Source organism: Prosthecomicrobium sp. N25, from assembly GCF_037203705.1.
Lineage (GTDB): Bacteria > Pseudomonadota > Alphaproteobacteria > Rhizobiales > Ancalomicrobiaceae > Prosthecodimorpha.
Genome location: NZ_JBBCAT010000004.1, coordinates 283,695 through 308,015, shown reverse-complemented (window position 1 = coordinate 308,015; position 24,321 = coordinate 283,695). Strand labels below are relative to the sequence as shown.

Annotated in this window: 21 protein-coding genes; 16 read left to right on the top strand and 5 right to left on the bottom strand. The window is 70.0% G+C overall.

Annotated elements, in window-relative coordinates; translation table 11 throughout:
• Positions 1 to 52: 52 nt before the first annotated feature.
• The 5 genes from WBG79_RS23655 (at position 53) to WBG79_RS23635 (ending at position 5,295) form a co-directional block, all read left to right on the top strand.
• On the top strand, positions 53 to 619 hold the full coding sequence (locus tag WBG79_RS23655; protein ID WP_337359704.1) for a hypothetical protein: 567 nt from the start codon (positions 53 to 55) through the stop codon (positions 617 to 619).
• Positions 620 to 712: 93 nt separating this feature from the next.
• Complete coding sequence (locus WBG79_RS23650) at positions 713 to 1,732, top strand: hypothetical protein (RefSeq protein WP_337359703.1); 1,020 nt, start codon at positions 713 to 715, stop codon at positions 1,730 to 1,732.
• A gap of 423 nt (positions 1,733 to 2,155) precedes the next feature.
• Positions 2,156 to 2,353, top strand: coding sequence for a hypothetical protein (locus tag WBG79_RS23645; RefSeq protein WP_337359702.1), 198 nt, complete (start codon positions 2,156 to 2,158; stop codon positions 2,351 to 2,353).
• Positions 2,354 to 2,357: 4 nt separating this feature from the next.
• Positions 2,358 to 3,791, top strand: coding sequence for an amidase (locus WBG79_RS23640; protein WP_337359701.1), 1,434 nt, complete (start codon positions 2,358 to 2,360; stop codon positions 3,789 to 3,791).
• Between the two features lie 223 nt (positions 3,792 to 4,014).
• On the top strand, positions 4,015 to 5,295 hold the full coding sequence (locus WBG79_RS23635; RefSeq protein WP_337359700.1) for an O-acetylhomoserine aminocarboxypropyltransferase: 1,281 nt from the start codon (positions 4,015 to 4,017) through the stop codon (positions 5,293 to 5,295).
• An 88-nt stretch (positions 5,296 to 5,383) separates the two neighbouring features.
• Here WBG79_RS23635 and WBG79_RS23630 read toward each other — a convergent pair whose 3' ends face one another.
• Positions 5,384 to 6,445 (bottom strand): COX15/CtaA family protein, encoded by a 1,062-nt coding sequence (locus tag WBG79_RS23630; protein WP_337359699.1) that lies wholly within the window; start codon positions 6,443 to 6,445, stop codon positions 5,384 to 5,386.
• A gap of 116 nt (positions 6,446 to 6,561) precedes the next feature.
• Between WBG79_RS23630 and WBG79_RS23625 the strand changes: the two genes are divergently transcribed.
• A complete protein-coding gene (locus tag WBG79_RS23625; RefSeq protein ID WP_337359698.1) occupies positions 6,562 to 6,777 on the top strand; it encodes a DUF2842 domain-containing protein in 216 nt (71 codons plus the stop codon).
• 107 nt (positions 6,778 to 6,884) lie between these two features.
• Positions 6,885 to 8,060: a hypothetical protein gene (locus WBG79_RS23620; RefSeq protein ID WP_337359697.1), complete on the top strand. Its 1,176-nt coding sequence runs from the start codon at positions 6,885 to 6,887 to the stop codon at positions 8,058 to 8,060.
• Positions 8,061 to 8,064: 4 nt separating this feature from the next.
• Here the strand turns inward: WBG79_RS23620 and WBG79_RS23615 are convergent, their stop codons facing one another.
• Entirely contained in the window at positions 8,065 to 9,120 is a 1,056-nt protein-coding gene (locus tag WBG79_RS23615) for a polysaccharide deacetylase family protein (protein ID WP_337359696.1), read from the bottom strand.
• Between the two features lie 212 nt (positions 9,121 to 9,332).
• Between WBG79_RS23615 and WBG79_RS23610 the strand changes: the two genes are divergently transcribed.
• Positions 9,333 to 10,541 carry a GNAT family N-acetyltransferase gene (locus WBG79_RS23610; RefSeq protein ID WP_337359695.1) on the top strand — a complete coding sequence of 403 codons (1,209 nt, stop codon included), beginning with the start codon at positions 9,333 to 9,335 and terminating at the stop codon, positions 10,539 to 10,541.
• Positions 10,542 to 10,548: 7 nt separating this feature from the next.
• Here the strand turns inward: WBG79_RS23610 and WBG79_RS23605 are convergent, their stop codons facing one another.
• Entirely contained in the window at positions 10,549 to 12,903 is a 2,355-nt protein-coding gene (locus WBG79_RS23605) for an exopolysaccharide transport family protein (RefSeq protein ID WP_337359694.1), read from the bottom strand.
• Between the two features lie 153 nt (positions 12,904 to 13,056).
• Between WBG79_RS23605 and WBG79_RS23600 the strand changes: the two genes are divergently transcribed.
• From WBG79_RS23600 to WBG79_RS23585, 4 genes are all read left to right on the top strand, one after another.
• Positions 13,057 to 13,614, top strand: coding sequence for a polysaccharide biosynthesis/export family protein (locus WBG79_RS23600; RefSeq protein ID WP_337359693.1), 558 nt, complete (start codon positions 13,057 to 13,059; stop codon positions 13,612 to 13,614).
• 192 nt (positions 13,615 to 13,806) lie between these two features.
• The gene (locus WBG79_RS23595) at positions 13,807 to 14,988 is read left to right on the top strand and encodes a glycosyltransferase family 4 protein (RefSeq protein WP_337359692.1); all 1,182 of its coding nucleotides are present in this window, start codon (positions 13,807 to 13,809) and stop codon (positions 14,986 to 14,988) included.
• 34 nt (positions 14,989 to 15,022) lie between these two features.
• Positions 15,023 to 16,549: an undecaprenyl-phosphate glucose phosphotransferase gene (locus tag WBG79_RS23590; RefSeq protein WP_337359691.1), complete on the top strand. Its 1,527-nt coding sequence runs from the start codon at positions 15,023 to 15,025 to the stop codon at positions 16,547 to 16,549.
• On the top strand, positions 16,546 to 17,787 hold the full coding sequence (locus WBG79_RS23585) for an O-antigen ligase family protein (RefSeq protein WP_337359690.1): 1,242 nt from the start codon (positions 16,546 to 16,548) through the stop codon (positions 17,785 to 17,787). Before WBG79_RS23590 ends, WBG79_RS23585 begins: the two co-directional genes overlap by 4 nt.
• A gap of 82 nt (positions 17,788 to 17,869) precedes the next feature.
• On the opposite strand, the gene gcvA is transcribed toward WBG79_RS23585, so the two are convergent.
• Entirely contained in the window at positions 17,870 to 18,784 is a 915-nt protein-coding gene (gene gcvA, locus WBG79_RS23580) for a transcriptional regulator GcvA (RefSeq protein ID WP_337359689.1), read from the bottom strand.
• Between the two features lie 131 nt (positions 18,785 to 18,915).
• Between gcvA and WBG79_RS23575 the strand changes: the two genes are divergently transcribed.
• The 4 genes from WBG79_RS23575 to WBG79_RS23560 all read left to right on the top strand — a co-directional run bounded on the left by WBG79_RS23575 (position 18,916) and on the right by WBG79_RS23560 (position 23,156).
• The gene (locus WBG79_RS23575) at positions 18,916 to 19,734 is read left to right on the top strand and encodes an alpha/beta fold hydrolase (RefSeq protein WP_337359688.1); all 819 of its coding nucleotides are present in this window, start codon (positions 18,916 to 18,918) and stop codon (positions 19,732 to 19,734) included.
• Between the two features lie 7 nt (positions 19,735 to 19,741).
• Positions 19,742 to 21,187, top strand: coding sequence for an oxidoreductase (locus tag WBG79_RS23570; RefSeq protein WP_337359687.1), 1,446 nt, complete (start codon positions 19,742 to 19,744; stop codon positions 21,185 to 21,187).
• The gene (locus tag WBG79_RS23565) at positions 21,106 to 21,825 is read left to right on the top strand and encodes a hypothetical protein (protein WP_337359686.1); all 720 of its coding nucleotides are present in this window, start codon (positions 21,106 to 21,108) and stop codon (positions 21,823 to 21,825) included. The genes WBG79_RS23570 and WBG79_RS23565 overlap by 82 nt, the downstream gene beginning before the upstream one ends.
• Positions 21,826 to 22,151: 326 nt before the next feature.
• On the top strand, positions 22,152 to 23,156 hold the full coding sequence (locus WBG79_RS23560; RefSeq protein ID WP_337359685.1) for a GlxA family transcriptional regulator: 1,005 nt from the start codon (positions 22,152 to 22,154) through the stop codon (positions 23,154 to 23,156).
• A 29-nt stretch (positions 23,157 to 23,185) separates the two neighbouring features.
• Here the strand turns inward: WBG79_RS23560 and WBG79_RS23555 are convergent, their stop codons facing one another.
• Positions 23,186 to 24,148 carry a hypothetical protein gene (locus tag WBG79_RS23555; RefSeq protein ID WP_337359684.1) on the bottom strand — a complete coding sequence of 321 codons (963 nt, stop codon included), beginning with the start codon at positions 24,146 to 24,148 and terminating at the stop codon, positions 23,186 to 23,188.
• Between the last annotated feature and the right edge of the window lie 173 nt (positions 24,149 to 24,321).

The window sequence follows — 24,321 nt, the reverse complement described above, 5'->3', positions numbered from 1 at the left end:
CGCCTCGAGCGGAGGGTAACGATCGGCTCGGTTTCGTGTGGGGAAGGATCACGTGATGGTGCGAATACTCGCCGCAGGGGCGGCGGTGGCTCTCTGGGCCCTCTCGGCGGCGAGCGCAGGCGCCGACGTGATCGACGCGGTCAAGATCGGCCGCTGGAACGGCGGCGCGCTGGCCTCCAACGGGACGGTGACGCAATGCGTCCTCGCCTCCCGCTTCAAGGGCGCGGCCGCGGACGCCCGCAACTACGTCGTCTTCTACTCCGTTTCGCGCGCCTCCGGCTTCGCCATCGCGATCCAGGATCCCCAGCTCCAGTTGGAGCCCGGCCGCGCCATGACGGTGAAGCTGACGCTGGACGGCGACGAGCCGACCAGCTTCGACGGCAAGGCGGTCGGGCCGAACGTGGTGGCCTTCTATCCGGGTGACGCCCAGCGCCTGAAGGCTGGACTCGCCAAGGCCACCGCCGTCGTGCCGGAGGTGGACGCCGTGCCGTATGCCTATCCGACCGAAGGCGCCGGCGAGATCGTCGCCTGGCTCGACGCCTGCGCGGCCCGCCACGGTTTCGCGGACAGCGGCTTCGAGAAGGGCCGCGCCGAGGAGGAGCGCAAGCTCGACCAGTAGCGCCGGTCCTTCCGTAGCGGGCATCGGACGGTGTAGACTGGATCTCGGACGGTCCGGCGCTTGGACGCCGGGGATCACCGGGAGGAGTCCGCCATGCTGGCAGTGAAGGGCGGGATCGGCGCAGCCGCGAGGGCCACGGCGCTCGTCCTGGCGATGGTGGCGGGCGGCGGCGCGGCCATGGCGGCCGAGCTCGAGGCCTTCTCGTACGGCCGCTGGACGGGCAGCGCCATCACGGACGATTTCGGCAGCTTCTCCCGCTGCAGCGTCAGCGGCCGCTTCAAGCGCGCCTCGGCGAGCTCGGGCCGCGAGATCGCGGCTGCGGTCACCATGGACCGGACCAGTGGCTGGACGCTCGGCATCGTGGGCGCCCAGGGCGGCGAATCGGCGCCCGCCCAGAGTTTCCGCCTCTCCATCGACGGCCGTTCCGTCATCGAAAGCCGCCCCGAGGCGGCCGGCGACCAGATCGCGGTCTTCGTCCTGCCGGACCCGCCGGGAACGATCGACGCCCTGCGCAAGGGCCACACCCTGACCGTCACCGCCGAAGACGACACCTACGACCTCGCGCTCGCCGGCATCGGCCGCGCGCTCGACTGGGTCGAGGCCTGCGCCAAGCGCTACGCCACCTTCGTGTCGCCCGGACGCGAGAAGGCGACCTCGGAAGCCGCCGTGCTGCGCAAGGACATCTCCGGCCTGATGGAGAAGCTCTTCGCCAGCGTCGACGCCAAGAACGTCCGCGTCGGCCCGCCGCCCGGCATCCCGGACATCCCGTCCGAGGACAAGACGGTCGGCTGGCGCGCGGAAGGCCTGCACGGCGAGGGCCAGGTCTGGTCCGGCCGAAACGCCCGCGCCCTCGCCGACCGCATCATCGGGTCGACCGAGGGCTGCAAGCGCCGCCCGGCCACGCGCAAGCCCGCCAAGGGCGAGAAGGTGATCCTCGAACTGGTCGACTGCCTCGACCCTTCCGGCGCGCGGCGCGTCGGCCTCGTCCTCATGCCGCGCGGCAAGGGCGGCATCTACCTGATCTCGGTCCACAGCCGGGAGGGCTCGACCGACGCCGTCGACCGGCTCGGCGAGCAGATCGCCGAATCGGCCCGCCGCACGGAACTGCGCTGACCGCGAGGCCGGCCCCGGTCGAACAGGAACCCGGGGTGCCAGGCCACCTCGGGGCTAGCCCAAGGCCACGGTGAGGCGGCGATCCGCCGTCCGTGTGCGGTTCGCAGACCACCCCGCAGCGCGATCGCCAGCCCTTCTCCCCGTTCGGCCGCGGGCGAGACCGCAGGCCGGCGCCCCAAGGTTTGGATACAAGCGTTGACGCCGCGCCGCGCCGGCCGGCCCACGCGTCTCCGGCGCGCGCATGCCGACAGGCCGCCGAAATCCGCGCCAATCTGCGCATCAAGTGGGCTCTCGGGGCCGACCAGGAGCCCCGGATGGCGCGCGGGCGGCGCCCGCGCCCCATGGCACGCCGGTTGCTTTCCGCCATCATTGGATTCAATCCGAGCCCGCCCTTGAAGGGACGGCTCGCGTCAGGAGACAGCGATGAGCGGAACGGTGACGGAGGTGGTCGAGGCGACCGCCGGGCTTTGGTCCGGCGTGACGCCGCCGAACGCGGCGGCGGTGGAGATGACGAAGGCCTTCGAGGCGGTGATCGCCGGATTCGAGGCCCTTCGCGGCACCCTGGCCTTCGAGGAGGAGCCGTCCTCCTTCGAGGCGGCCCTCCAGGCGACCAAGGAGTGAGCCGATGAACGCCCCGATCAAGTCCGACAACACGCTGACCGACCTCACCCTCGTCGAAGCCGCCGACCGGGTGGCGAAGGGTGAGACGACGGCCGTCGCCCTGACCGCCGCCGCCATCGCCGCCTTCAAGGCCGGGGACGGCAAGGTCAACTCGCTCATCTGGATGGACGACGCGGGCGCGCTGGAGACCGCCGAGGCGCTCGACAAGCTCCGCGCCGCCGGGCGCCTCTCCGGCCCCTTGCACGGCGTGCCGCTAGCCCACAAGGACATGTACTACCAGGCGGGCAAGCCCTGCACCTGCGGATCGCTGATCCGCAAGGACTTCAAGCCGGACTACACCGCCACCGTCATCGACCGCCTGCACGGCGCCGGTTCGATCACGCTCGGCGGCTTGAACATGGCCGAGTTCGCCCAGAACCCGTCCGGCCACAACCGTCACTTCGGCCACTGCCACAACCCCTGGAGCCTCGACTACTGCACCGGCGGCTCCTCGTCCGGCTCCGGCGCCGCCGTCGCGGCCCGCTTCGTCTATGCCGCCCTCGGCTCCGACACGGGTGGGTCCATCCGCCTGCCCGCCTCCATCTGCGGCGTCACCGGCATCAAGGGCACGCAGACCCGCGTCTCCCGCCATGGCGTCATGCCCCTCTCCTTCTCGGCCGACAACGTCGGCCCGCTCGCCCGCACCGCGCGCGACTGCGCCCGCCTCATGACCGTGATCTCCGGCCACGACCCGAAGGACCCGACCTCCGCGGCCGAGCCGGTCCCGGACTACGAGGCCTATCTCGACGGCGACGTGAAGGGCCTCAGGATCGGCGTGCCGACCAACTACTTCTTCGACGACGTCGATCCCGAGATCGGCGCCGCCTTCGAGGCCGCCATGGCGGTTCTGAAGGCGCGCGGCGCCGAGATCGTGCCGGTCACCATCCCGCACATGGACGCCATCACCACCTACGGGGCGATCGTCTCGCGCTCGGAAGGCGCGACCATCCATGCCCAGTGGATGCGCGAGCGGGCCGGCGACTACGCCGTCCACCTGAACGCGCGGCTCTACGGCAGCTACGGGATACCGGCCGTCTACTATGTCGAGGCCCTCGCCCGCCGCGGCGCGCTCCTGAAGGCGGTGGCCGCCGAGGTGTTCTCCAAGGTCCAGGTCTTCGCCACCCCGACCCTGCGCTGGAAGGTGCCGACCCTCGCTGAGACCGACATCGACGCCGGCACGCCGGGCGCGATCGAGAAGTTCAACGCCATCTCGATCAACACCCGGCCGATGAACTACCTCGGCCTGCCGTCCGTCAGCGTCCCTTGCGGCTTCGATTCCAACGGGGTGCCCATCGGCTTCCAGATCCAGGGGCGCCCCTTCGCGGAAGGCCGCGTCCTGAAGGTCGCCGACGCCTTCCAGCGCGACACCGACTGGCACGCCCGCAAGCCCGTCCTCTGACGTCGTCCGACCGGGCGCCCTGCGCAAGCGCGCCCGGTCCCCTGCCCCGCGACCGGCCGGTGACCGTTCCCCGTCCCGGCCGGACGGACGAAAACTATTCCCGTCCGGTGGCTTCCCCGGGCATGGGCGTCATTTGACCCGAACCTCCGGCTGGGCCACAACAGCGGGCCCGAGACGAGGCGCGGCAAAACGCGCCCGGACGAACCCGCCCAGGAGGCCCCTGATGATCGACCGTACCCCCGGCTTCTCCACGCTCGCGGTCCATGCCGGCGCCCAGCCCGACCCGACCACCGGCGCGCGCGTGACGCCGATCTACCAGACCTCGTCGTTCGTCTTCGACGACGTCGACCACGCCGCCTCGCTGTTCGGGTTGCAGGCCTTCGGAAACATCTACACCCGCATCGGCAACCCGACCTGCGCGGTGCTCGAGGAGCGCGTCGCCGCGCTCGAGGGCGGCACGGCGGCGCTCGCCGTCGCCTCCGGCCATGCGGCGCAGTTCCTGGTCATGCACACGCTGCTGAAGTCCGGCGACGACTTCGTCGCCTCGAACAAGCTCTACGGCGGCTCGATCAACCAGTTCAACCATTCCTACAAGAGCTTCGGCTGGAACGTGCAGTGGGCCGACGGCACCGACCCGTCCTCCTTCGAGCGCGCCCTGACGCCGAAAACCAAGGCGATCTTCATCGAGAGCCTGGCCAACCCGGGCGGCATCGTCACCGACATCGCCGCGATCGCGGCGATCGCCCGCAAGGCCGGCGTGCCGCTGATCGTCGACAACACCCTGGCGACCCCCTATCTCTGCCGCCCTATCGAGCACGGCGCCGACATCGTCGTCCACTCGCTGACGAAGTTCCTCGGCGGCCACGGCAACTCGATCGGCGGCATCCTGGTCGACGGCGGTACCTTCGACTGGCGCGGCAGCGACAAGTATCCGTTCCTCTCCGAGCCCCGCCCCGAATACCAGGGCATGATCCTCGGCGAGACCTTCGGCAACTTCGCCTTCGCGATCGCCGCCCGCGTGCTCGGCCTGCGCGACCTCGGCCCGGCGCTCTCGCCCTTCAACGCCTTCATGATCCTGACCGGGATCGAGACCCTGCCGCTGCGCATGGAGAAGCACTGCGCCAACACCCGCGCCGTCGCCGAATGGCTGAAGGGTCGCCCGGAGGTGTCCTGGGTCTCCTATGCCGGGCTGCCCGAGGATCCGAGCCACGCGCTGGCGCAGAAGTATATGCCCAAGGGCGCCGGGGCTGTCTTCACCTTCGGTCTGCGCGGCGGCTACGAGGCGGGCGTCGCCCTCGTCTCGAAGGTTCAGCTCTTCTCCCACCTCGCCAACGTGGGCGATACCCGGTCGCTCATCATCCACCCGGCCTCGACCACGCACCGCCAGCTCTCCGACGCCCAGAAGACGGCCGCCGGCGCCGGCCCGGACGTGGTGCGCCTGTCGATCGGCATCGAGGACGCCGCCGACCTGATCGCCGACCTCGAGCAGGCGCTCGCCGGCTGAGCGCTTCGGCGGCGCCCCGGCGCCGCCCGCCCGGCCGGCTCGGGTGCCCTACCCGAGCCGGAACCGCGCTGCCGCAGCCTCCCGCCGGTCAGCTCGGGTGGCGCACAGCGCGCAGGTGCAGCACGGCGGCCATCAGCACGATGACCGCCAGGCCCTGGTGCAGAAGCGCGACATGCAGCGGCACGACCAGCAGCAGCGTCGCGACGCCGACGGCGGCCTGCAGGACGACGAGCCCCGCGACCCAGAAGGCGCTCGTGCGCACCGCGCGGGTCCAGGACCCCTTGGCGGCGTTCCAGGCCTGCACGAGGGCGACCGCGAGGAGCAGGTAGGCCCCCATCCGGTGCATCAGCTGCACGAGACCGTGGTTCTCGAACAGGTTCCGCCACGCGGGCTCCAGGGTCCACAGCCCCGACGGGGCGAACCCGCCCTCCATCAGCGGCCAGGTGTTGTAGACGAGCCCCGCGTCGTTCCCCGCGACCAGCCCGCCGAGGAAGATCTGCAGGAACACCGCCGCGACCAGCACCGTTGCCCCCGTCCGCACGCGGCCGGACTCCGGCCGCCGCAGGGTCGCCGGCTCCAGCGAGGCCGCGGTCCAGACGAGACCGGCGAAGATCAGGCAGGCGAGCGTCAGGTGCGTGGCGAGACGGTAGGGCGCGACGTCGACCCGGTCCACGAGCCCGGAGGAGACCATCCACCAGCCGACCGCGCCCTGCAGACCGCCGAGGAGGAAGAGCGCGACGAAGCGCGGCGCATCCGCGGTCCGGATCGCCCCGCGCGCCAGGAACCACAGGAAGGGCGCCAGGAACGCGACCCCGATGAAGCGTCCGAGGAAGCGGTGCGCCCATTCCCACCAGTAGATGACCTTGAACCCAGCGAGCGTCATGTCGCGGTTGACGAGCGCGTATTCTGGAATGGCCTTGTACTTCTCGAAGGCCGCCTGCCAGTCGGCCTCGGTCAGCGGCGGGATCGCGCCGAGGATCGGCTGCCACTCGGTGATGGAAAGCCCCGAGTCGGTCAGCCGCGTGGCCCCGCCGACGATCACCATGGCGAAGACCAGGAAGGCGACGAAGCCGAGCCACAGCCGGACGGCGGCACGCGGATTGCCCCGCTCGGCCGCGGAGGAGGTCAGGACGGATGTCGGCATGGTCATGGATTGTCCCCGGGTCGGCACGACCGATATAGGAGGTCGTCAAGCCGATCCAGTAGGGCGCCGCCCGGCGATGATGCGCCGCACCTGCGTCCGCGACCGCGGGAGAGACTCGTCCCATGCCCGGACGCCTGAAGCGCCTTTTCGGAATGCTCGTGATGGTGAGCTTCGTGCTCCTCTACATCGTCATCGCGATGGACGTGGGCAACGTCATCGTCATGACGAAGTCGACCACCGTGCAGATGATCTACTTCGCCATCGCCGGCCTCGCCTGGGTCCCCGTGGCAGGCCTGATCGTGTGGCTGACCTATCGCCGCCCCCGGACGCCGCGCTGAAGCTACGGCCTCGCATCCACTCCACATGCCCTTGCGTAAGGTAGGCGTTCAATCTATAGATATACAGAGGATAGATATTCAATCTCAGATTGCCGTGTGAGATCCCCATGTCCGAGCGATCCATTGCCCGTCGCCTGCTCTCCGCCCTTCTTCTGGCAGGGTCGGTCTGGCTCTCGGGACCTTCGCCCGCCCGCGCCATGGAGTATCGGGACAACACGGTCGAAATGCCCGTATCGGCTTCCGGCTACCGGAACGTGTCGGCGACCTACACCGTCGAGGACTTCAAGATCACCTCCGGTCAGGACCCACAGCAGAAGATCAAAGTCGGCCTGCAGCGAACCTATTCGAGCAGCGACGACAAGATGACCTACTCGATCGGACGTCACGGATCCTCCGAGGTCGCGGACTGGTTCAAGACCCGGGTTCCCGCGAGCCGCACCACCTTCGGCCACGACCCGGGACACCTGAACTTCGCCTTCCTGGGCAAGCTCGAGATCACGCTGACCGGCGGCGTGCTCGGACCCAACAAGGATACCTACGTCCTTGCCGATATCGCCATCGCACAAGGCCATGTGGCATTCCGGAACAACTGGTGGTTCGGCGGCAAGGCCTGCACGCACATCGGTTCCGACAAGGTCCGCTGCCCGGGAACCAGCACCGCCGGCTACACGGTCAACTTCGTTTTCCACCGCGGCGGCAACGGGGTCAACAAGATCGACCTGACGGCCGTCGAATACCCCGGCTACGAGCTCTTCAGCCTGGACTCCAAGTACAAGAACGAGAACACGTCCTGCTCATGGCAGCCCTCCGCTGCCCCCTGCCCTCCTTTCGTCGTCTACTACGACGGCACGGAAGCCTCCTCACTGCGTCTCTCCGTCAAGAACGGCGTCCTCTACACGGCGGTCGGCACCCCGTTCGACACGACCTACGCGGACGACGCCGGCCATAAGGGGGTGGCCATTTTCGTGATGGACAAGGGTGGGGCGATCTACGCCAGCAACCGCAGCGTCACGTTCCTGTTCCACCACTCCACCATCCTGGCCGGGGCCCCGGTGGCGAGCGCCGGCCTTTTGGTGGCGAAGGCAGGCGTAGTCTCCGACATGTCGAACTGCTCGGGGCACTACAAGCCACCGACGGTCGCCTATCGCCAGCTGATGGAATCCCTGCACCGTCAGGGATACCAGACGTCGGTCCAGTTCCATCCCTGCAAGTCCCACGACGAGCGGTGGGTGCCCCCTCAGGGGATCGTCGGGACACCGGCCGATCAGCCGAAGTCCCCCTGACGGCTCACGCCGCCCCGCGCCGGCCGAAGCGGTCGAGGAGCGTGAAGGGGGCGCCGGAGACGAGCACGTCGAGGTGCTGGGCGGACTGGAAGTGGCCGTTCAGCGAGATGCGCGGCAGGGCGTGCAGCCGATCGCGGTGCTCGGGACGGAGGACGCCAGGCTGGGTGGTGACCGCGAGGTCGAAGCCGGCCTCGGCGGCGAGGCGATACTCGCGCGGGCCCGCGGCGCGCCCGGACCCGTACGGATAGGCCAGGAAGGTCGGTCGCCGGCCGATGATGTCGGCGATCTCGTTGGCGCCGCCGACGAGTTCGGCCATCGCGGCGCTCTCGCCCAGGAGCGCGAGATTCGGATGCGTGACCGAGTGGGCCCCGATGGTGGCGAGAGGGTCCTGCGCCAGATCGACGAGTTCATCGGGGGTGAGGATGTCGCGATCGGTCGGCATCATCGGGTCGAGCCCGTAGCGTTCGGCGAAGGCGGCGACCCGCTCCAGGACGAGCGACGGCTCGGCGAGCCGCGCCCAGGCCGCCAGGAGGTCGACGGCCCGCATCTTCTCCGAGGCCGTCCGCGTCCGGAACACGCGGGTTCCCTCCTCGAAGCGGAACTCCACCTCCGGCTCGTACCCGATCACCGTCTCCAGCACCTTCCACCAGATGATGGCGCGGCGCCGGACGAAGCCGCTGGTCGCGAAGAGAGTGAAGGGCACGCCGTACCGGCGGAACAGCGGCAGGGCCACCTCCCGGTTGTCACGGAACCCGTCGTCGAGCGTGAAGGCCACGAAGCGGGGTCCCGGCCGGGGCGCAGCGATGCGGGCGGCCGCCTCCTCAAGGGACACGAAGGCGAATCCGGCCGCGCGCAGGAAGTCCAGGGCGGCGTCCAGGAAGTCGGGCGTGATCTCGAGCTCGGCGTTCGGCTGGTAGTCCCCGGCCCGCCGCGGCCGCACATGGTGCAGCGTCAGGATGAGGCCGATCCCCTCGTCCCTGAGCGCGTCCAGCCTGTAGGCCCCCGACCGATACAGGGCCTCGAAACCGGCCCGGTACATCACCGTCTTCCAGAACTTCATGAGCTCGCCTCCGCCCGAGACGCTAGGCGGAACACCTGAGTGTTCATTCAAGGTCCGCCTCTTATTTGTGATCTTGCTTTCCGGATCCTTAAGTAACAACCCCTCAACCATGACATTCATTCCAGAGGGTTAAGTTCATGACGTTACGTCAACAGCACCGGTTCTTTACGGCCGTCTGGTAGCAAGGGACCATCCATAGAGAGTTCCTGCCGATGACACTGCTCGCCTCCGGATCCGTGCTGCGCCGCCTGCGTATGCCTGTCGGCCGCGCCGGCCGGGCCGGCAGCATGGATCCCGCCTTCGTGGTCCGTCGCGACCTCGCCGCCGCCGAGGCCGATTGGCGCGAGCTCGAGGCCCGAGGCGTCGCGAGCGTCTACCAGCGCTATGATTGGCTGTCCGCCTGGGCCGACACCGTGGGACGGGCCGAAGGCGTGGAGCCCGCGGTGCTCGTCGCCCACCGCGGCGGACGCCCGATCGCGGTCTGGCCCTTCGGGATCACCGCGGACGGGCCCGTGCGTGTCGGCCGCTGGCTCGGCGACAGCCACTGCAACTACCACCTCGGCCTCTTCGCGCCCGGCGAGATGGCCGCCTTCGACGAGGGCCGGTGCCAGCAGGCGCTGGAGGCCGTCGCGCGCGCCGCGGGCATCGACGCCTTCGTGCTGGAGCGCCAGCCCGCCCGCTGGGACGACGTGCCGAACCCGCTCGTGGCCGCCCTGCCCTCGACCCCGTCCGCCAGCAATGGCCACGCCTGCGGCCTCCCGGGCGCCTTCGACGAGCTGCTCGCCGCCCGCAACGGCGGGCATAAGCGCAAGAAGCATCGCCAGAAGCTGAAGCAGTTCGAAGCGGCCGGCGACCTGCGCCTCGGGGCCCCGCAGAGCCTCGACGAGGCGGCCTTCGTGCTCGACAGCTTCTTCGAGCAGAAGGCGGAGCGTTTCGCCGCGGCCGGCATCCGCGACTGCTTCGCGGCCCCGCACGTGCGGTCGTTCTTCCACGACCTCGTCCGGCGCGCCGCCGGTGCCGACCCCGAATTGTTCGAACTCCGCTCGCTGTCCGCGGGCGGCCGCCTGAGGGCCATCGCCGGCCTGTCCACTCACGCGGGGCGGCGGTCCATCCTGTTCCTGTCCTATGCCAACGACGACCTCGCACGCTGGAGCCCCGGCGAGATCCTGGTCTTCGCCCTCATGGAGGAGGCTTGCGGACGAGGACTGGCGACCGTCGATTTCGGCGTCGGCGAGGAGCGCTACAAGGACAGTTGGTGCGACCGGACCGAGGTGCTCTACGAGAGCACCTACCCGGTGACGAGCGCCGGCTGGATCTACGGCCTCGCGGTCCGCACCCGCGACACCGTCAAGCGCACCATCAAGCAGAATGCGGCCGCCTGGGACCTCTACAAGAAGTTTCGCCGCCTGCGGGGCGCCTGAGCGACCGTCACGCGGCCGCCTCCGACTCCGCCGCCAGTCCCGCGGTCGAGAGGAGCGAAACGCCTCCGGGCCCCGCATGGCCGAAAGCCGACAGCACGTCCGCCGTGCTCGGATCGAGCGTCGCACCGGGAAGGCCAACGACCACGTGGTCCGCGTCGCCGATCAGCTGCACGGCCCAGGCCTCCACCTCCGACAGGGCGCCGAACTCGAGCACCACGTGGTCGTAGGATGCGGCGAGCGCGACCAGGATGCTGCGGCAGCGGCTCATGTCCGGGCGCCCCTGGCCCGGCCCGATGAGGTCGAGGCGCGATCTCAGATCGCGGAAGATCACCTCGCCGAAGCGTGCACGGCCGGCGAGGAGATCGCAAAAGCCCTGCGGCGACGCCTGGCCCGTCATGGTCTTGAGGTCGATGCCGCCGCGCGACAGCGACACGAGCACCACCTGCGCAGGCGGGAACGCGCCGTAGCGGGCGACCGCGATCGCGGCCCGGCGGGATGCGTCGCCGTCCCGCGCCGCCAGCACGGCCACCAGGCGGCCACCGCCCGCGCTGGCCGTCACGCGCCGCCAGACCGCCCCCGGATGATCGGTCACGGCAGGGCTTTCCTCGCCCTCGGCGGAAGTCTCGGGCTCGGTCGCGTCCGGGGCGTCGTCGGTGGCAGGATCCGGGCGACCGTCCCGCCCGGACATCGCCGCGTCGAGGGCGGCGCGCGCCGGAGAGGGGCCGGGCGCATCCGGCCTTTCCGGTGCGATCGCGGCGGCGGGGGCGACGGGCGCCATCGGCGGGATCGGCGCGTCGGGCCGGGGCCGCCGGCCGAAGATGGCGGAGATGCCGGTCGGCGCCTCGGCGCGCGGCGCGGGCGGGACCGGCTCGCCGCCCCCGCGGGGCCCGTCCGAGCCTCCGCCGGGATCGGGACTCGGCGCGGTCGCCGGCGCGACCGGCGCCGCCGCGACCGCTCCCGTGCCCGTCGCCACGAGGGCGCGGCCGGTCACGAGTTCGCGCAGCACCACGAAGGTCGCCCCGAGCAGGAACGTCGCGAGCGTCACGATCGTGGTGAGCGGTACGATCTTGGGGAAATAGGGCTGCGCGGGGGGCGTCGCCGCGGACACGACCCGGGCGTCCGCCGGCTGCGCGTCGACGTTCTGCCGGGCCGAGTTCTCCCGGTAGCGGGCCAGGAACGTCTCGAGGAGTTCCCTCTGCGCCTTCGCCTCGCGCTCGAGGGCCCGGAGCTGGATGTCCTCCTCGTTGGCCCTGGACGCCTGGGCCTTGAAGTCGCCGAGCTGGGTCCGCAACTCGCGCAGGCGCTGGTCCGCCACCCGGACGTCGCTCTCCAGGGCCCCGACGATCTTGCGCACCTCCGCCCGGATCTGGGCCTCGATGTCCCGGATCTGCGACTGCAGCCCGAGGATCTGCGGATGATTCGGCAGGTAGGTCGCCGACAGCTCGGCGATCCGGCTCTTCAGGGCCACCTCGCGTTCGCGCAGGCGCTGGAAGAGCGGCTGGGCGAGCACTTCGCTCGCCCGGTCGAAGGCGCCGGTGTCGACGAGCCGGCGCACCTGCTGGAGCTTGGCCTCCGCGTCCGACCTCGCCGCGCTGGCGTTGGTGATCTGCGTGTTGAGCTCGGCGAGTTGCTGCTGCACCAGCGTGTTGTTGTTGGTCGCCACGAAGAGGCCGTTGCTCGACCGATAGGCCTCGACCTTGGACTCCGCCTCGGTCACGCGCCCGCGCAGCGCCGCGATCTCGCCCTCCAGCCACCGGGTTGTGTCCGACGAGGTCTTCTGCTTGGCCTCCGCCTGCATCTGCATGTATTCGCGCAGCACGGCGTTGGTGACCCGCGCCGCGAGATCCGGGTCCTCGGACCGGAACTCGACCTGGATGACGCGCGACTTCTCGACCTGGAAGACGGCGAGCCGCTCGTAGAAGACCTCGAGATAGCGCTCCTCCGGTGAGGCGGAAGCCCGCGTCCGTCCGAGGCCGGCGGATTTCGCGAGATCGGCCAGAAGGCTGCGCGTCGCCCCGACGAACTCCCGCTCGTCGCCGAGCTTCTCCTCCCGGATCACCCGGCGCGCCAGATCACGCGAGGTGAGCACCTGAACCTGGCTGGCGACGCCTTCCTGATCGAGAAGCGCGCGGTCCTGCTCGGGTCCGCGCTGCTCGAAGCGGAGCGGCACGTCCCGCGCCTCGATCAGGAGGCGCCCCTCCCCCTTGTAGAGCGGCGTGACGAGGCCGAGGACCGCCGCCGTGCCGATCGCGGCGATGATGACGAGCGGCACGATCCAGACCTTCGCGGCCCACAGCGCGCGGAACATCGCCCCCGCATCGATGGCGAGGTCGTCTGCGGCGTGGCGCTGAATCGGGCTCATACGGACGGTCTCCGAAAGTGCCGGCAGTATGATTTCGTTAAGGTAAGCACATGGTTAATGGCGCGGTTCGATCTCCGCGGGCCGTGGCCGCCGCTTCAGCCTTCGTTAACCATGACCGTTGAGAGTGGCGCCCAGGAGTCGGGATCAGACGACATGGTTCGCCGTATCATTGTAACCGCATCGATCACGGCCGTTCTCGCCGGCTGCGCCGGCTATGTACCGCCGCGGCCGGCCTTTCACGACGTCCTGAACGAGCCCTACCGGCTCGACGCCGGGGACCGGGTGCGCATCACCGTCTTCGACCAGCCGGGCCTCACCAGCAGCTACACGGTCGAGCAGTCCGGCCACATCTCCTTCCCGCTCGTGGGGGGCGTCCCGGCGCGCGGAAAGACCGGGCCGGACCTGGAGCAGGACATCGCCCAGCGCCTGCGCCAGGGCTATCTCCGCCACCCCGACGTCTCCGTCGAGGTGGAGCAGTACCGGCCCTTTTTCGTCATGGGCGAGGTGCGCAACGCCGGCCAGTACCCCTATGTCCCCGGCATGACCGCCCAGAACGCCATCGCGATCGCCGGCGGCTTCACGGCGCGCGGCCAGCAGGACGCCGTCGACATCACCAGGCAGATCAACGGCGAGGTCATGACCGGACGGGTGCCCACGTCGGACCCGATCCGGCCCGGCGACACGATCTACGTCCGCGAGCGCTGGTTCTGAGCCCAGGGTTAAGAAATACTTTCGAGACTTGAGTAAAATCGATAGTCGTCCTTTGCAGGCTGTAAGGTAAGGGCGATCAAATACAAGGCGCTCCAGAGATCTGGCCATGCCCTAGAGGCACGATCTTAACCGTGTCTGCCCGAGGATCGCCGTCAGTCGAACCGGACCAACCGGCGCCTGACGGGGGACTTCGTGTCGGATCTCCGAACCCTGCGCATCCTGCATTGCCTGCGCGCACCGCTCGGCGGCGTGCTGCGCCACGTGCGCGACCTCGCGCGCGCCCAGGCCGCCGCCGGCCACGCGGTCGGCCTCGTCTGCGACGCGGAAGGCGGCAGCCCGCATCAGGTCTCGCTGCTGGACGAGCTTCGCCCCATGCTCGCGCTCGGCCTCCATCGCGTGTCCATGGGCCGCGCGATCGGCCTCGGCGACCTCGTGGCCGCCGCCCGCATCCACCGTCTCGCCGCCCCGCTCGCGCCCGACGTGCTGCACGGCCACGGCGCCAAGGGCGGCACCTTCGCGCGCCTCGTCGGCCTCGCCCTCAGGGCGACCGGCACGCCCGTCCGGCGCTTCTACTCGCCCCACGGCGGGTCCCTGCACTATGCCCCGTCCAGCCTCGAGGGCCGCGTCTACTTCGCGCTCGAGCGGCTCCTGGAGCGCGCCACTGAGTCGCTCGTCTTCGTCTCGCGCTTCGAGGAGCAGGCCTACACGGACAAGGTCGGCGCGCCCCGCTGCGGAGCCGCACTCGTCTACAACGGCCTGACGGACCCCGAATTCATCCCGGTCACGCCCGACGCCGACGCCGCCGACTTCGTGTGCGTCGGCGAGATGCGGCACCTCAAGGGCACCGACGTCCTGATCCGCGCCCTGATCGAGCTCGCCTGCCGCGGCACCCCCGCCACGGCCTGGCTCGTCGGTCCCGGCACCGAGCGCCCGCTCTACGAGCGCATGGTCGCCGACGCCGGCCTCGCCGATCGGATCCGCTTCCGCGACTCCATGCCGATCCGCGAGGCGTTGGCGCTCGGCCGCGTCGCCGTCGTGCCCTCGCGCGCCGAATCGCTGCCCTACGTCGTCCTGGAGACGATCGCGGCCGGCCGCCCCCTGATCGCCACAGCGGTCGGGGGCATCCCGGAGATCTTCGGCGGCCAGTCGCACCGGCTGGTTCCCCCGGACGACGCCGGCGCGCTCGCGGAGGCCCTCGCCGATGCGCGGGCGGCGCCGGAGCCGGCGCTCGCCCGGGCGGCAGCGCTCCGGGCCGCGATCCGACCCGTCTTCTCGACCGCCGCCATGGCCGCCGCCGTGGAGGCCGTGTACCGCGGCCGCGCCGAGGCGCCCTCCGTGTCCCGCCCCCTGCCTCGTCCTGCCGAAGCCGCCTGAGCTCCCGCTCGTTCGACCTGCCCCCGAGTGCCCCATGAGCAACGCCGAAATCGGTCACCCCCTCGTCGGAGCCCCTCTCGATCGCGGCAAGCCCGCAACCGCAGCCGAGGCCGGACGCCTCTCCGACCACGCCCGCACGGTGGCGACCCGCCTCGTCGACCAGCCGATCTCGGCCGTGATCCTCAAGGGCATGGTGAGGGCGGTCGAACTCGTCGCCGTCTTCGTGCTCGGCGCCGTCCTGGCGGTCCTCGTGCCCTACGAGGACGAGTTCCTGGACCGCTACATCGCCGCCTCGGCGCTGGCGAGCATCATAACCGTCTTCCTGGTGCACGCGGCGGGCGGGTATTCGGTCTCCTCGTTCCGGCCCTTCGTCCCGACGCTCGCCCGTGTCCTGGTCGCCTGGCTCGGGGTCTTCGCCCTCCTGGCGATCCTCGCCTTCCTGTTCCAGCTCGGCCAGGTCTTCTCGCGCCTCTGGCTGGTCTCCTGGTTCACCGCGGGCAGCCTGTTCTTCGTTGCGGAGCGGGTCGCCCTCGCCCAGTTCGCCCGCAAGTGGGCCCGCGAGGGACGGCTCGAGCGGCGCGCCGTGATCGTCGGCGGCGGCGCGGTGGCCGCCGACCTGATCGCCTCCCTGGAGGCGCAGCCCGACAACGACATCCGCATCTGCGGCGTCTTCGACGACCGCGGCGGCGACCGATCGCCCGCCTATGTCGCCGGCTACCCGAAGCTCGGCACGATCGACGAACTGGTCGAATTCGGCCGGATGACGCGCCTCGACATGCTGATCGTCACCATCCCGGTGACGGCCGAGTCGCGCGTCCTGGAACTCCTCAAGAAGCTCTGGGTCCTGCCCGTCGACATCCGCCTCTCCGCCCACGCGAGCCGGCTGAAGTTCCGCCCGCGCTCCTACTCCTATGTCGGCAACGTTCCCTTCATCGACGTGGCCGACAAGCCGCTCGGCGACTGGGACCGGGTCATGAAGCGCGGCTTCGACCTGTTCTTCGGCATCTCCGCCCTGGTCGCGCTCGCCCCCGTGATGATCGCCACGGCGATCGCGGTGAAGCTCGACAGCCGCGGCCCGGTCTTCTTCCGGCAGAAGCGCTACGGCTTCAACAACGAGGTGATCGACGTCTGGAAGTTCCGCTCCATGTACGCCGATCAGAACGACTACGCGGCCCAGAAGCTCGTCACCCGCGACGACCCGCGTGTCACCCGGGTCGGCCGCTTCATCCGCAAGGCCTCGATCGACGAGTTGCCCCAGCTCTTCAACGTCATCGCCGGCAGCCTCTCGCTGGTCGGCCCGCGCCCGCACGCCCTCGCCGCCAAGGCGCAGGACCGCCTCTACGAACAGGTCGTCGACAGCTACTTCGCCCGCCACCGGGTGAAGCCGGGCGTCACCGGCTGGGCGCAGATCAACGGCTGGCGCGGCGAGACGGACACGCCCGACAAGATCCAGAAGCGCGTCGACTGCGACCTCTACTACATCGAGAACTGGTCGCTGACGCTCGACCTCTACATCCTCTTCGCCACGCCCTTCCGGCTGCTCAACGAGAACGCCTATTGAGCGCCGCCGTCCATAGCGGCACGCCCGCCGCCGCCCCCGGTCAAGGGATCGCCCTCGGCCGGGTCGGCGACGTGATGCTGTTCCTGGGCGTCTTCTCGGGCAGCGTGGTCATGTTCGAGCCCGCGCCCTACGACCTGATCCTCGCCGCGGCCGGCGTCTTCGCGTTCCTGGTCGGCCTCGCCATCCCGCGCGCCATCGCGCCGCTCGTGGTGCTGGTGCTCCTCTTCAACATCGGCGGGCTCCTGGTCCTGACCCAGCCGATGGTCGAGGCGGAGCGCTCGCGCATGTTCGTGGCCGTCTCCTTCTTCCTCGCCTTCACCTGCGTGTTCTTCGCCGCGACCGTGGCCGAGCGCCCGTACCGCCTGAATCTGATCGTCACCGCCATGATCGGTGCCGCCGTGGTGGCCGCCCTCCTCGGCATCGCCGGATACCTCGGCGGCATCGAGGCCCTGACCCGCTACGACCGCGCCAAGGGTGCCTTCAAGGACCCGAACGTCTTCGGCCCCTTCCTCATCCTGCCGCTCCTCGTGCTGGCCCGGGAATTCATGACCCGGCCCGTCCTCGCCGTCTGGTGGAAGGCGGCGCCGATCGGCATCCTGCTCCTCGGCGTGCTGTTCTCCTTCTCGCGCGCGGCCTGGTTCCTCGCCCTCTTCGGCCTCGTCGCGCTCGGCTTCGTAGTCTTCCTGGTCGAGCGGCGCCCCTCGCGCCGCCTTCGGCTGATCCTGGTGGCGGGCCTCGGCGCGCTGGCGATCGTCATGCTGCTCGGCGTGCTGCTCTCCGACCCGCAGATGCGCGAGTTCTTCCTGAACCGCGCCAAGCTCGTGCAGGAATACGACGGCGGTCGCCTCGGCCGGCTGGCCCGCCACTTCATCGGCTTCCTTTGGGCGGCGGAGCTGCCGCTCGGCCTCGGCCCCCTCGACTTCGCCCACTACTTCACCGAAGACCCCCACAACGTCTACCTGAAGGCCTTCCTCGGCTACGGCTGGCTCGGCGGCCTCGCCTATCCGCTCCTGACCGTCTGGACACTCGCCGCCCTCTTCCCGCTCATGTTCCGCGCCCGCCCCTGGCAGCCCTATGCCCAATGCGTCTTCGTCGCCCTCCTCGGCCACGTGATCATCGGCTGGATCATCGACAGCGACCACTGGCGCCACTTCTTCCTGCTCTGGGGCCTCGCCTGGGGCATGATCGCGCTCGAGGCCAAGGAACAGGCCCGTCGCCGAACGGCCGCGCCGGCCTGACAGGGTTAGGGGCGGGACTGCTCCGAAACAGACCGGTCACGCTTTCGGGCGACGCCCGGACCAGCAACGGCGAGCCTATCGCTCAAACCGTCTCTCGTGCGAACTCTTCCTGCAGCCAATCGAGCATTGCAACGACGCGGGGATCCTCGCGCCGTTCCGATGGGAAGACGAGGTAGAGTGAGAACGACGAGGACGTAGCGGAGCGGTCGGGAAACAGCTGAACAAGCCGCTCCGCGCGCAGGTCGTCTTTGGCCAGGAGGCGGCTGGCGAGCGTCACGCCCTGCCCGTCGACAGCGGCCTGGAGCGCCATCATGTCGGCGCTGAACCGCGGCCCCCGGCTCGCGTCCGCACCCGAAACACCCGCTGCAGCCAGCCATGCGCCCCAGTCCGGAGAGGCCGCGCGCTCCATGCTCCAGTCGAGATGGATGAGGGTGCAGCGCGCGAGATCTCGCGGCTCCTCCAACGGCCCCACTGTTTCAAGGTAGGACGGCGCACAGACCGGCAGAAACTCGTCCTCGCGCAGGAGCACGCTTTGCAGCCCCGGATAGCGACCCCTCCCGTAGCGCAATGCGACGTCGATGCCGCCATCGACGAAATCCGCCAACGCATCCGTCGCGTCGAGGCGCAGGTCGCAATCGGGATAGGCCGCGCGAAACCGGTGAAGCCGTGGCACGAGCCATCGGGCGCAGAACGACGGCGCGACGCTGACCGTGAGCACCCGTTCGGGCGGCCGCGTCTGCATGAGCCGCGCCGCCTCCTCCATGCGGAGGAAGGCACTGCGCAGGACGGGCGCGGCGGCGGCGCCCGTCTCGGTCAGCGACACCGCACGCGTGCCGCGGCGGAAAAGGGGGCGGCCCATCCGGTCCTCCAGCGCCCGGACCTGCTGGCTCACGGCGGCGGGCGTCACGTGCAACTCGCGCGCGGCTTCCTTGAAACTCAGATGCCGGGCGGCCGCCTCGAAGGCCTGCAACGCCTTCAACGGCGGAAGGGGCGGCACGGGTGAACTCCACGAGTAAGCTCAGCTAATTCGTTAGGGCAGAAAACGTCGTTTGTCCACGCGATGCCCCTCGCGTATCTCCGACCGGAACCGGCCCTTCGGCCCAACCCGTCCGATCATCGGAGTGGACCATGGAAAAGCTCGACCTCCCCCACCGCAGCAGGTTCGGGGGGCAGTCCGTCGCATGGGGCGCGATCGGCGAAGGCGACCCGCTGGTGATGATCCACGGCACGCCTTTCTCCTCGCAGGTCTGGCGAAACATCGCCCCGCATCTCGCGGCCACGCGAAAGGTGTACTATTTCGACCTCCTGGGCTACGGGCACTCGGATAAGCACGAGGGGCAGGACGTCTCGCTGAAGGTGCAGAACCGCGTGCTCGCGCACCTTCTGGCGGAATGGGGGGTCGAGACGCCGTCGGTCATTTGCCACGACTTCGGGGCCACAACCGCGCTCCGCGGTCACTATGTAGAAGGGCTGCGCTACCGCGACATCACGATCTTCGACGCTGTGGCACTGGCGCCCTGGGGCTCGCCGTTCGTGGCGCATGTCCGGCGGTACGAGGCGGCTTTCGCCGGCATACCCGCTTATGTGCAGGACGCGCTTCTCGCCGCCTACCTCCAGTCTGCGGCGCACAAGACGCTGCGCCCCGAGGTGATCGACCTCTACAGCGCGCCCTGGCGGGGCTTGGTCGGGCAACCCGCCTTCTACCGCCAGATCGCGCAGATGGATATCGGCTACACCGATGAGATCGAGCCGCGATACGGGCCGCTCGGGTGCCCGACCCAGATCCTCTGGGGCGCTCACGACGGCTGGATTCCAGTGCCGCTGGGCGAGCGGCTGGCGAATCTCCTGACCGGCGGCAGGATCACCATCGTTCCCGGGGCCGGCCACCTGCTGCAGGAGGACGCGCCTGAGGCCGTCGTCGCGGCGATGCTGAATCCGAAGTGGTGACCGTGCATTGACGGCGCCCCGGACGGACCCCCTCCTCCTGCCCCTCGACCTCGGGCCGCTGCGGCTGAGGAACCGCATCCTCAGCACGGCGCACGCGCCCTCGCTGGCCGAAGGGGGACATCCCCGCGACCGCTACCGTGCCTACCACGTCGAGAAGGCGCGGGGCGGCGTGGCGCTTACCATAATCGGGGGCTCGACCAACGTCTCGCCTGACAGCCGCTCGGTCTTCGGACAGCTCTATGCTGGCGACGACTCCGTCGTTCCCAGGTTCCGGCAACTGACGGAGGAGGTTAAAGCAGAGGGCGCGGCGGTCATGTGCCAGCTCACCCATATGGGGCGGCGTACGGTCTGGGACGACGGGGGCTGGCTACCGGTGATCGGTCCGTCGCCCACCCGGGAGCGGGCGCATCGCGCCATTCCGAAGGCGATGGAAGAGGCCGAAATCGCCCGTGTGACCCGTGACTTCGAGGCGGCCGCGATCCGATGCAGCGCGGCAGGCTTCGACGGGATTGAGATCCTCGCACACGGGCACCTGCTGGGCCAGTTCCTCTCGCCCCTCGTCAACCGGCGCGACGATGCCTGGGGCGGCGATCTGGGGAACCGCGCGCGCTTTTTGCTCGAGGTGGTTGGCCGAGTGCGGGAGGCGATCGGCCCGGACCTTGCCCTCGGCGTGCGCATGACGGGGGACGAGCGGGCGGAGGGCGGTCTAACCCCCGCAGATTGCGTGGAGATCGCGCGACTTTTGGAGCGGACTGGTGCGCTGTCCTTCCTCGACGTGATCGCAGGCGCGCCCTATGACCATCTCGGCCTCGCGGCCTGGGTGCCGCCGATGGGGATGCAGAACCTCGGGCATCTCGAAAGCGCCGCGGCGATCCGGGCGGCAGTGTCCCTCCCGGTCTTCGTGGCGGGCGGAGTCAACGATCTCGCGACCGCGCGCTTCGCGCTGACGGAGGGGGCGGCCGACATGGTGGGCATGACCCGCAGCCAGATCGCCGACCCCTGGCTGGTGGCGAAACTGCAGGCCGGGCAGGAGGACCGCATCCGCCCCTGCGTGGGCCTCGGCTATTGCGTCGACCGGGTCAACAAGGGGCGTGCGGCAGTCTGCGGGCACAACGTCGCTGCGGGTCGGGAGCGAACAATTCCGCACCTCGTGAACTCGGAGGCGGAACTCGGGACCGCCAAACCCTCGTTGTCGGAAAGGAGGCCCCGAACCGTCGTCGTGGGCGGCGGGCCCGCGGGCATGGAGGCCGCACGCGTCGCGGCCCTTCGCGGGCAGGAGGTGCATCTCTTCGAGGCCACGCCGCAACTCGGCGGTCAGCTCCTCCTCGCCGCGCAGTCGCAGACGCGCCGCCAGATCCGGAGCGTCGCCGTATGGCTGGAGGCGAGATCGCGCGAGCAGGCATATCCGTCCGGCTCAACACCTATGCCGAGGCCGCGGACATCCTCGCGCTAGACCCCAACACGGTGATTGTGGCGACCGGCGGCTTGCCTGCCGGGGCCCGGTTCGAAGGGGCGGCGCTCGTCCGGACCGGCTGGGAGGTCCTCGATGGCAGCCTCCGGCCGCACGGCACGGTCGTCATCCATGACGAGGTGGGCACCCAGGCCGGCGCCGCGGCGGCTGAACGCTGCTTGGGCCGGGCAGAGCGTACCCTCTACATCACGCCAGACGAGATGCCGCTGGCCGAGCTGGGCGTCACAACGCGTGTCGTGGCCATGCGGAGGCTCCTCGCGGGCGGAGTGCAGTTCCTGCCCAACAGCGAAGTCCGCCGCGTCGAGGCCGAGGGCAACCGGCGGATGGTTAAGATCGCGAACACGCTGACCGGTGCCACGCGGGAGGAAACAGCGGATCTCGTGCTGATCGAATACGGCACCCTGCCCCTCGACGAGGTCTTTCAGAACCTGCGCGGCGCCTCGTCGAACGACGGCATGACAGGGGTGGGTCAGGTCTCGGAAGACCGCGTCGAGTTCCCGGAACTGTGCAAGGGCGGATTCCGCCTCGCACGGATCGGCGACGCGGTGGCCTCTCGCGATTTGCACGCGGCCCTGCTGGAGGCCCGTCGTCTTGCACTGTCTCTGCCCCGCGGGGGATGAGCTGCGGCCGGCCGCTCCCTGGGGCAGCTTTCCGGGCACCAGCGTTACCGTCGAGACCGCGATCCGTTGCGCAGGGCAGGCGGTGAAACGAACAGTGACGCCCCAGGCCGTCGCGCCGTTCCTTGCGGGAAATCGCCACCCGACGTCGCAACGAGAACACCCGCGCGGCCCGGCCCCGCGTTTCATGGACCGACCGATTTGTCGTGATCCGACACGAGACCGCGTCATGGCGACATGATTAAATCGCGGTCGCGGGGGCGACGGGTTTGTTGTCCGATGGCTTTGCGGGCCCGTGGCATCGGCCGGCCCCGCCGGGGAGAGCGATCATGAATGTCAGGCCGGACATCGCAGCCACCCACACCGTCGGTTTTCTGCTGGTGCCGAACTTCTCCATGATCGCCTTCGCGTCGGCCATCGAGGTGCTCCGCCTCGCCAACCATGTGACCCAGCAGAAGCTCTTCGCCTGGAAGCTCTATTCGCCGGAAGGCCGGCCGGTCCACGCCTCCAACGGGATCGAAATCGCGGTCGACGGCTCCTACCGGGATATCGGCCCGATGCCCGAGATCATCGTCTGCGCGGGGCTGGACGTGCAGAAGGCCGATCTCGGCGTCCTCATCGCCAAGCTGCGCAAGCTCGCCTTCTACGGCGTGTCGATCGGCGCGGTCTGCACCGGCACCTACGTGCTCGCCAAGGCCGGCCTGCTCGACGGCCACCGCTGCGCCATCCACTGGGAGAACTACGACAGCTTCCGGGAGGAATTCCCCGACATCGCGGTGACCCAGGAACTATACGAGTTCGACCGCAGCCGCTTTACCTGCGCGGGCGGGACGGCGGCGGTCGACATGATGCTGGCCCTCGTCTCCGCCAAGAAGGGCGCCGCGGTCGCCGCCCTCGTCACCGACGAGATGATCCACCACCGCATGCGCGACAGCCACGAGCGCCAGCGCATGGAGCTGCGCGCCCGTCTCGGCGTCTCGCATCCGAAGCTGCTCGCCGTCATCGCCGAGATGGACAAGCGGCTGGAGCGCCCGCTCTCCTGCGCCCAACTCGCCAAGCTCGTCCAGCTTTCGCCCCGCCAGCTCGAGCGGCTCTTCCACCGCTACCTGGACTCCACCCCGACCCGCTACTACCTCGGCCTGCGCCTCAACCGCGCCCGCCACCTGATCCGCCAGACCTCCATGCCGATCCTGTCCGTCGGGCTCGCCTGCGGGTTCGTCTCCGCCTCGCATTTCTCGAAGTGCTACAGCGAGTTCTTCAAGCGCACGCCGAGCGAGGAGCGCAACGGGCTGCGCGCGGAGAAGAAGTCGGGCCGCGAGCTGGAGCCCGCCTGACGGCCGCCGGCCCCGCCCGCTGGAGCCGCTCACGGTTGTCCGGCCGCCTCCCAGAAGGCCACCGCGGTCATCAGGTCCAGGTGCCCGCCCCCGCCGTTCTTGAAGACCGTGATCTCGCGGTCGTCGCGCCGGCCGGGCACCTCGCCCCGGCAGAGCTCGAAGAGATCCCCCGCGATGTCGCCTTCGCCGATCACCCCGTCGGCGATCGGCCGGGCGAGGTCGCCGCAGGCCCCGACCGTGAAGCGCCGGGTGTCGACGAACAGACGTCCGCGCCGGACCGTCTCGTCGTCGGCCTCGCGCATCGCCGGCGTGAAGCCGCCGACGAGGTCTACGTGGGTGCCGGGCCGCAGCCGGGTCCCCTCGACGATCGGCTCGGTCGCGCCCGTGACGGCCGTCACGATGTCCGCCTGCGCGACCGCCGCCCCGGCCTCCGTCACGGCCTCAGCGTCGAGACCCTGCGCCCGGAGCGAGGCCGCCAGCGCCAGCGCCCTCGCCCCCGTCCGGTTCCACACCAGGACGCGCCGGAGCCCCGGCCTCACCGCCACGAGCCCCGCGACCTGGGCGGGCGCCTGGGCACCGGCGCCGAGCACCGCGAGGACCTCCGCCTCCGGCCGCGCCAGATATCTGGCCGCGAGCGCGCTGTCGGCGGCGGTCTTCATGGTCGTGAACGCGTCGCCGGTCAGGCAGGCGAGAGGCCGCCCATCGCGACCGTCGAAGAGCACATAGACCGTCGCGTTGGTGGGGGCCCCGCCGGATTCCCCGTTGCCCGGGAATACCGACACGAGCTTGGCCCCGAGATGGCCGCCGAAGCGCCAGGCCGGCCAGACGAGGAGATGGTTCGGCGCGCCGGGGCGCGGTTCGGTCAGAAGGGTTCGCTCGACCAGGTCGACCCCGGCCCGATGCCCGGCCCGCAGCGCCTCGACGAGGGCCGGATAGCCCAACCGTGGCCCCAGCATGTCGCAGTCGAGCGCCCGCATGTCGAACCCCGGCAAGCGGCAACCCCTGCCCTCGCCGCACCTTGACCGATGAATGCCGGTCCCGGAATGCGGGGGCAGGCTCCGCTGGAGCCGTCTCCAAGACCATCCGGCCTGATCGGACACCCTTCCGCGCCGATGTTCAAGGCTAGCACGGCGGAGCATCAGATTTTCTGCTGGGGCTATCGCAC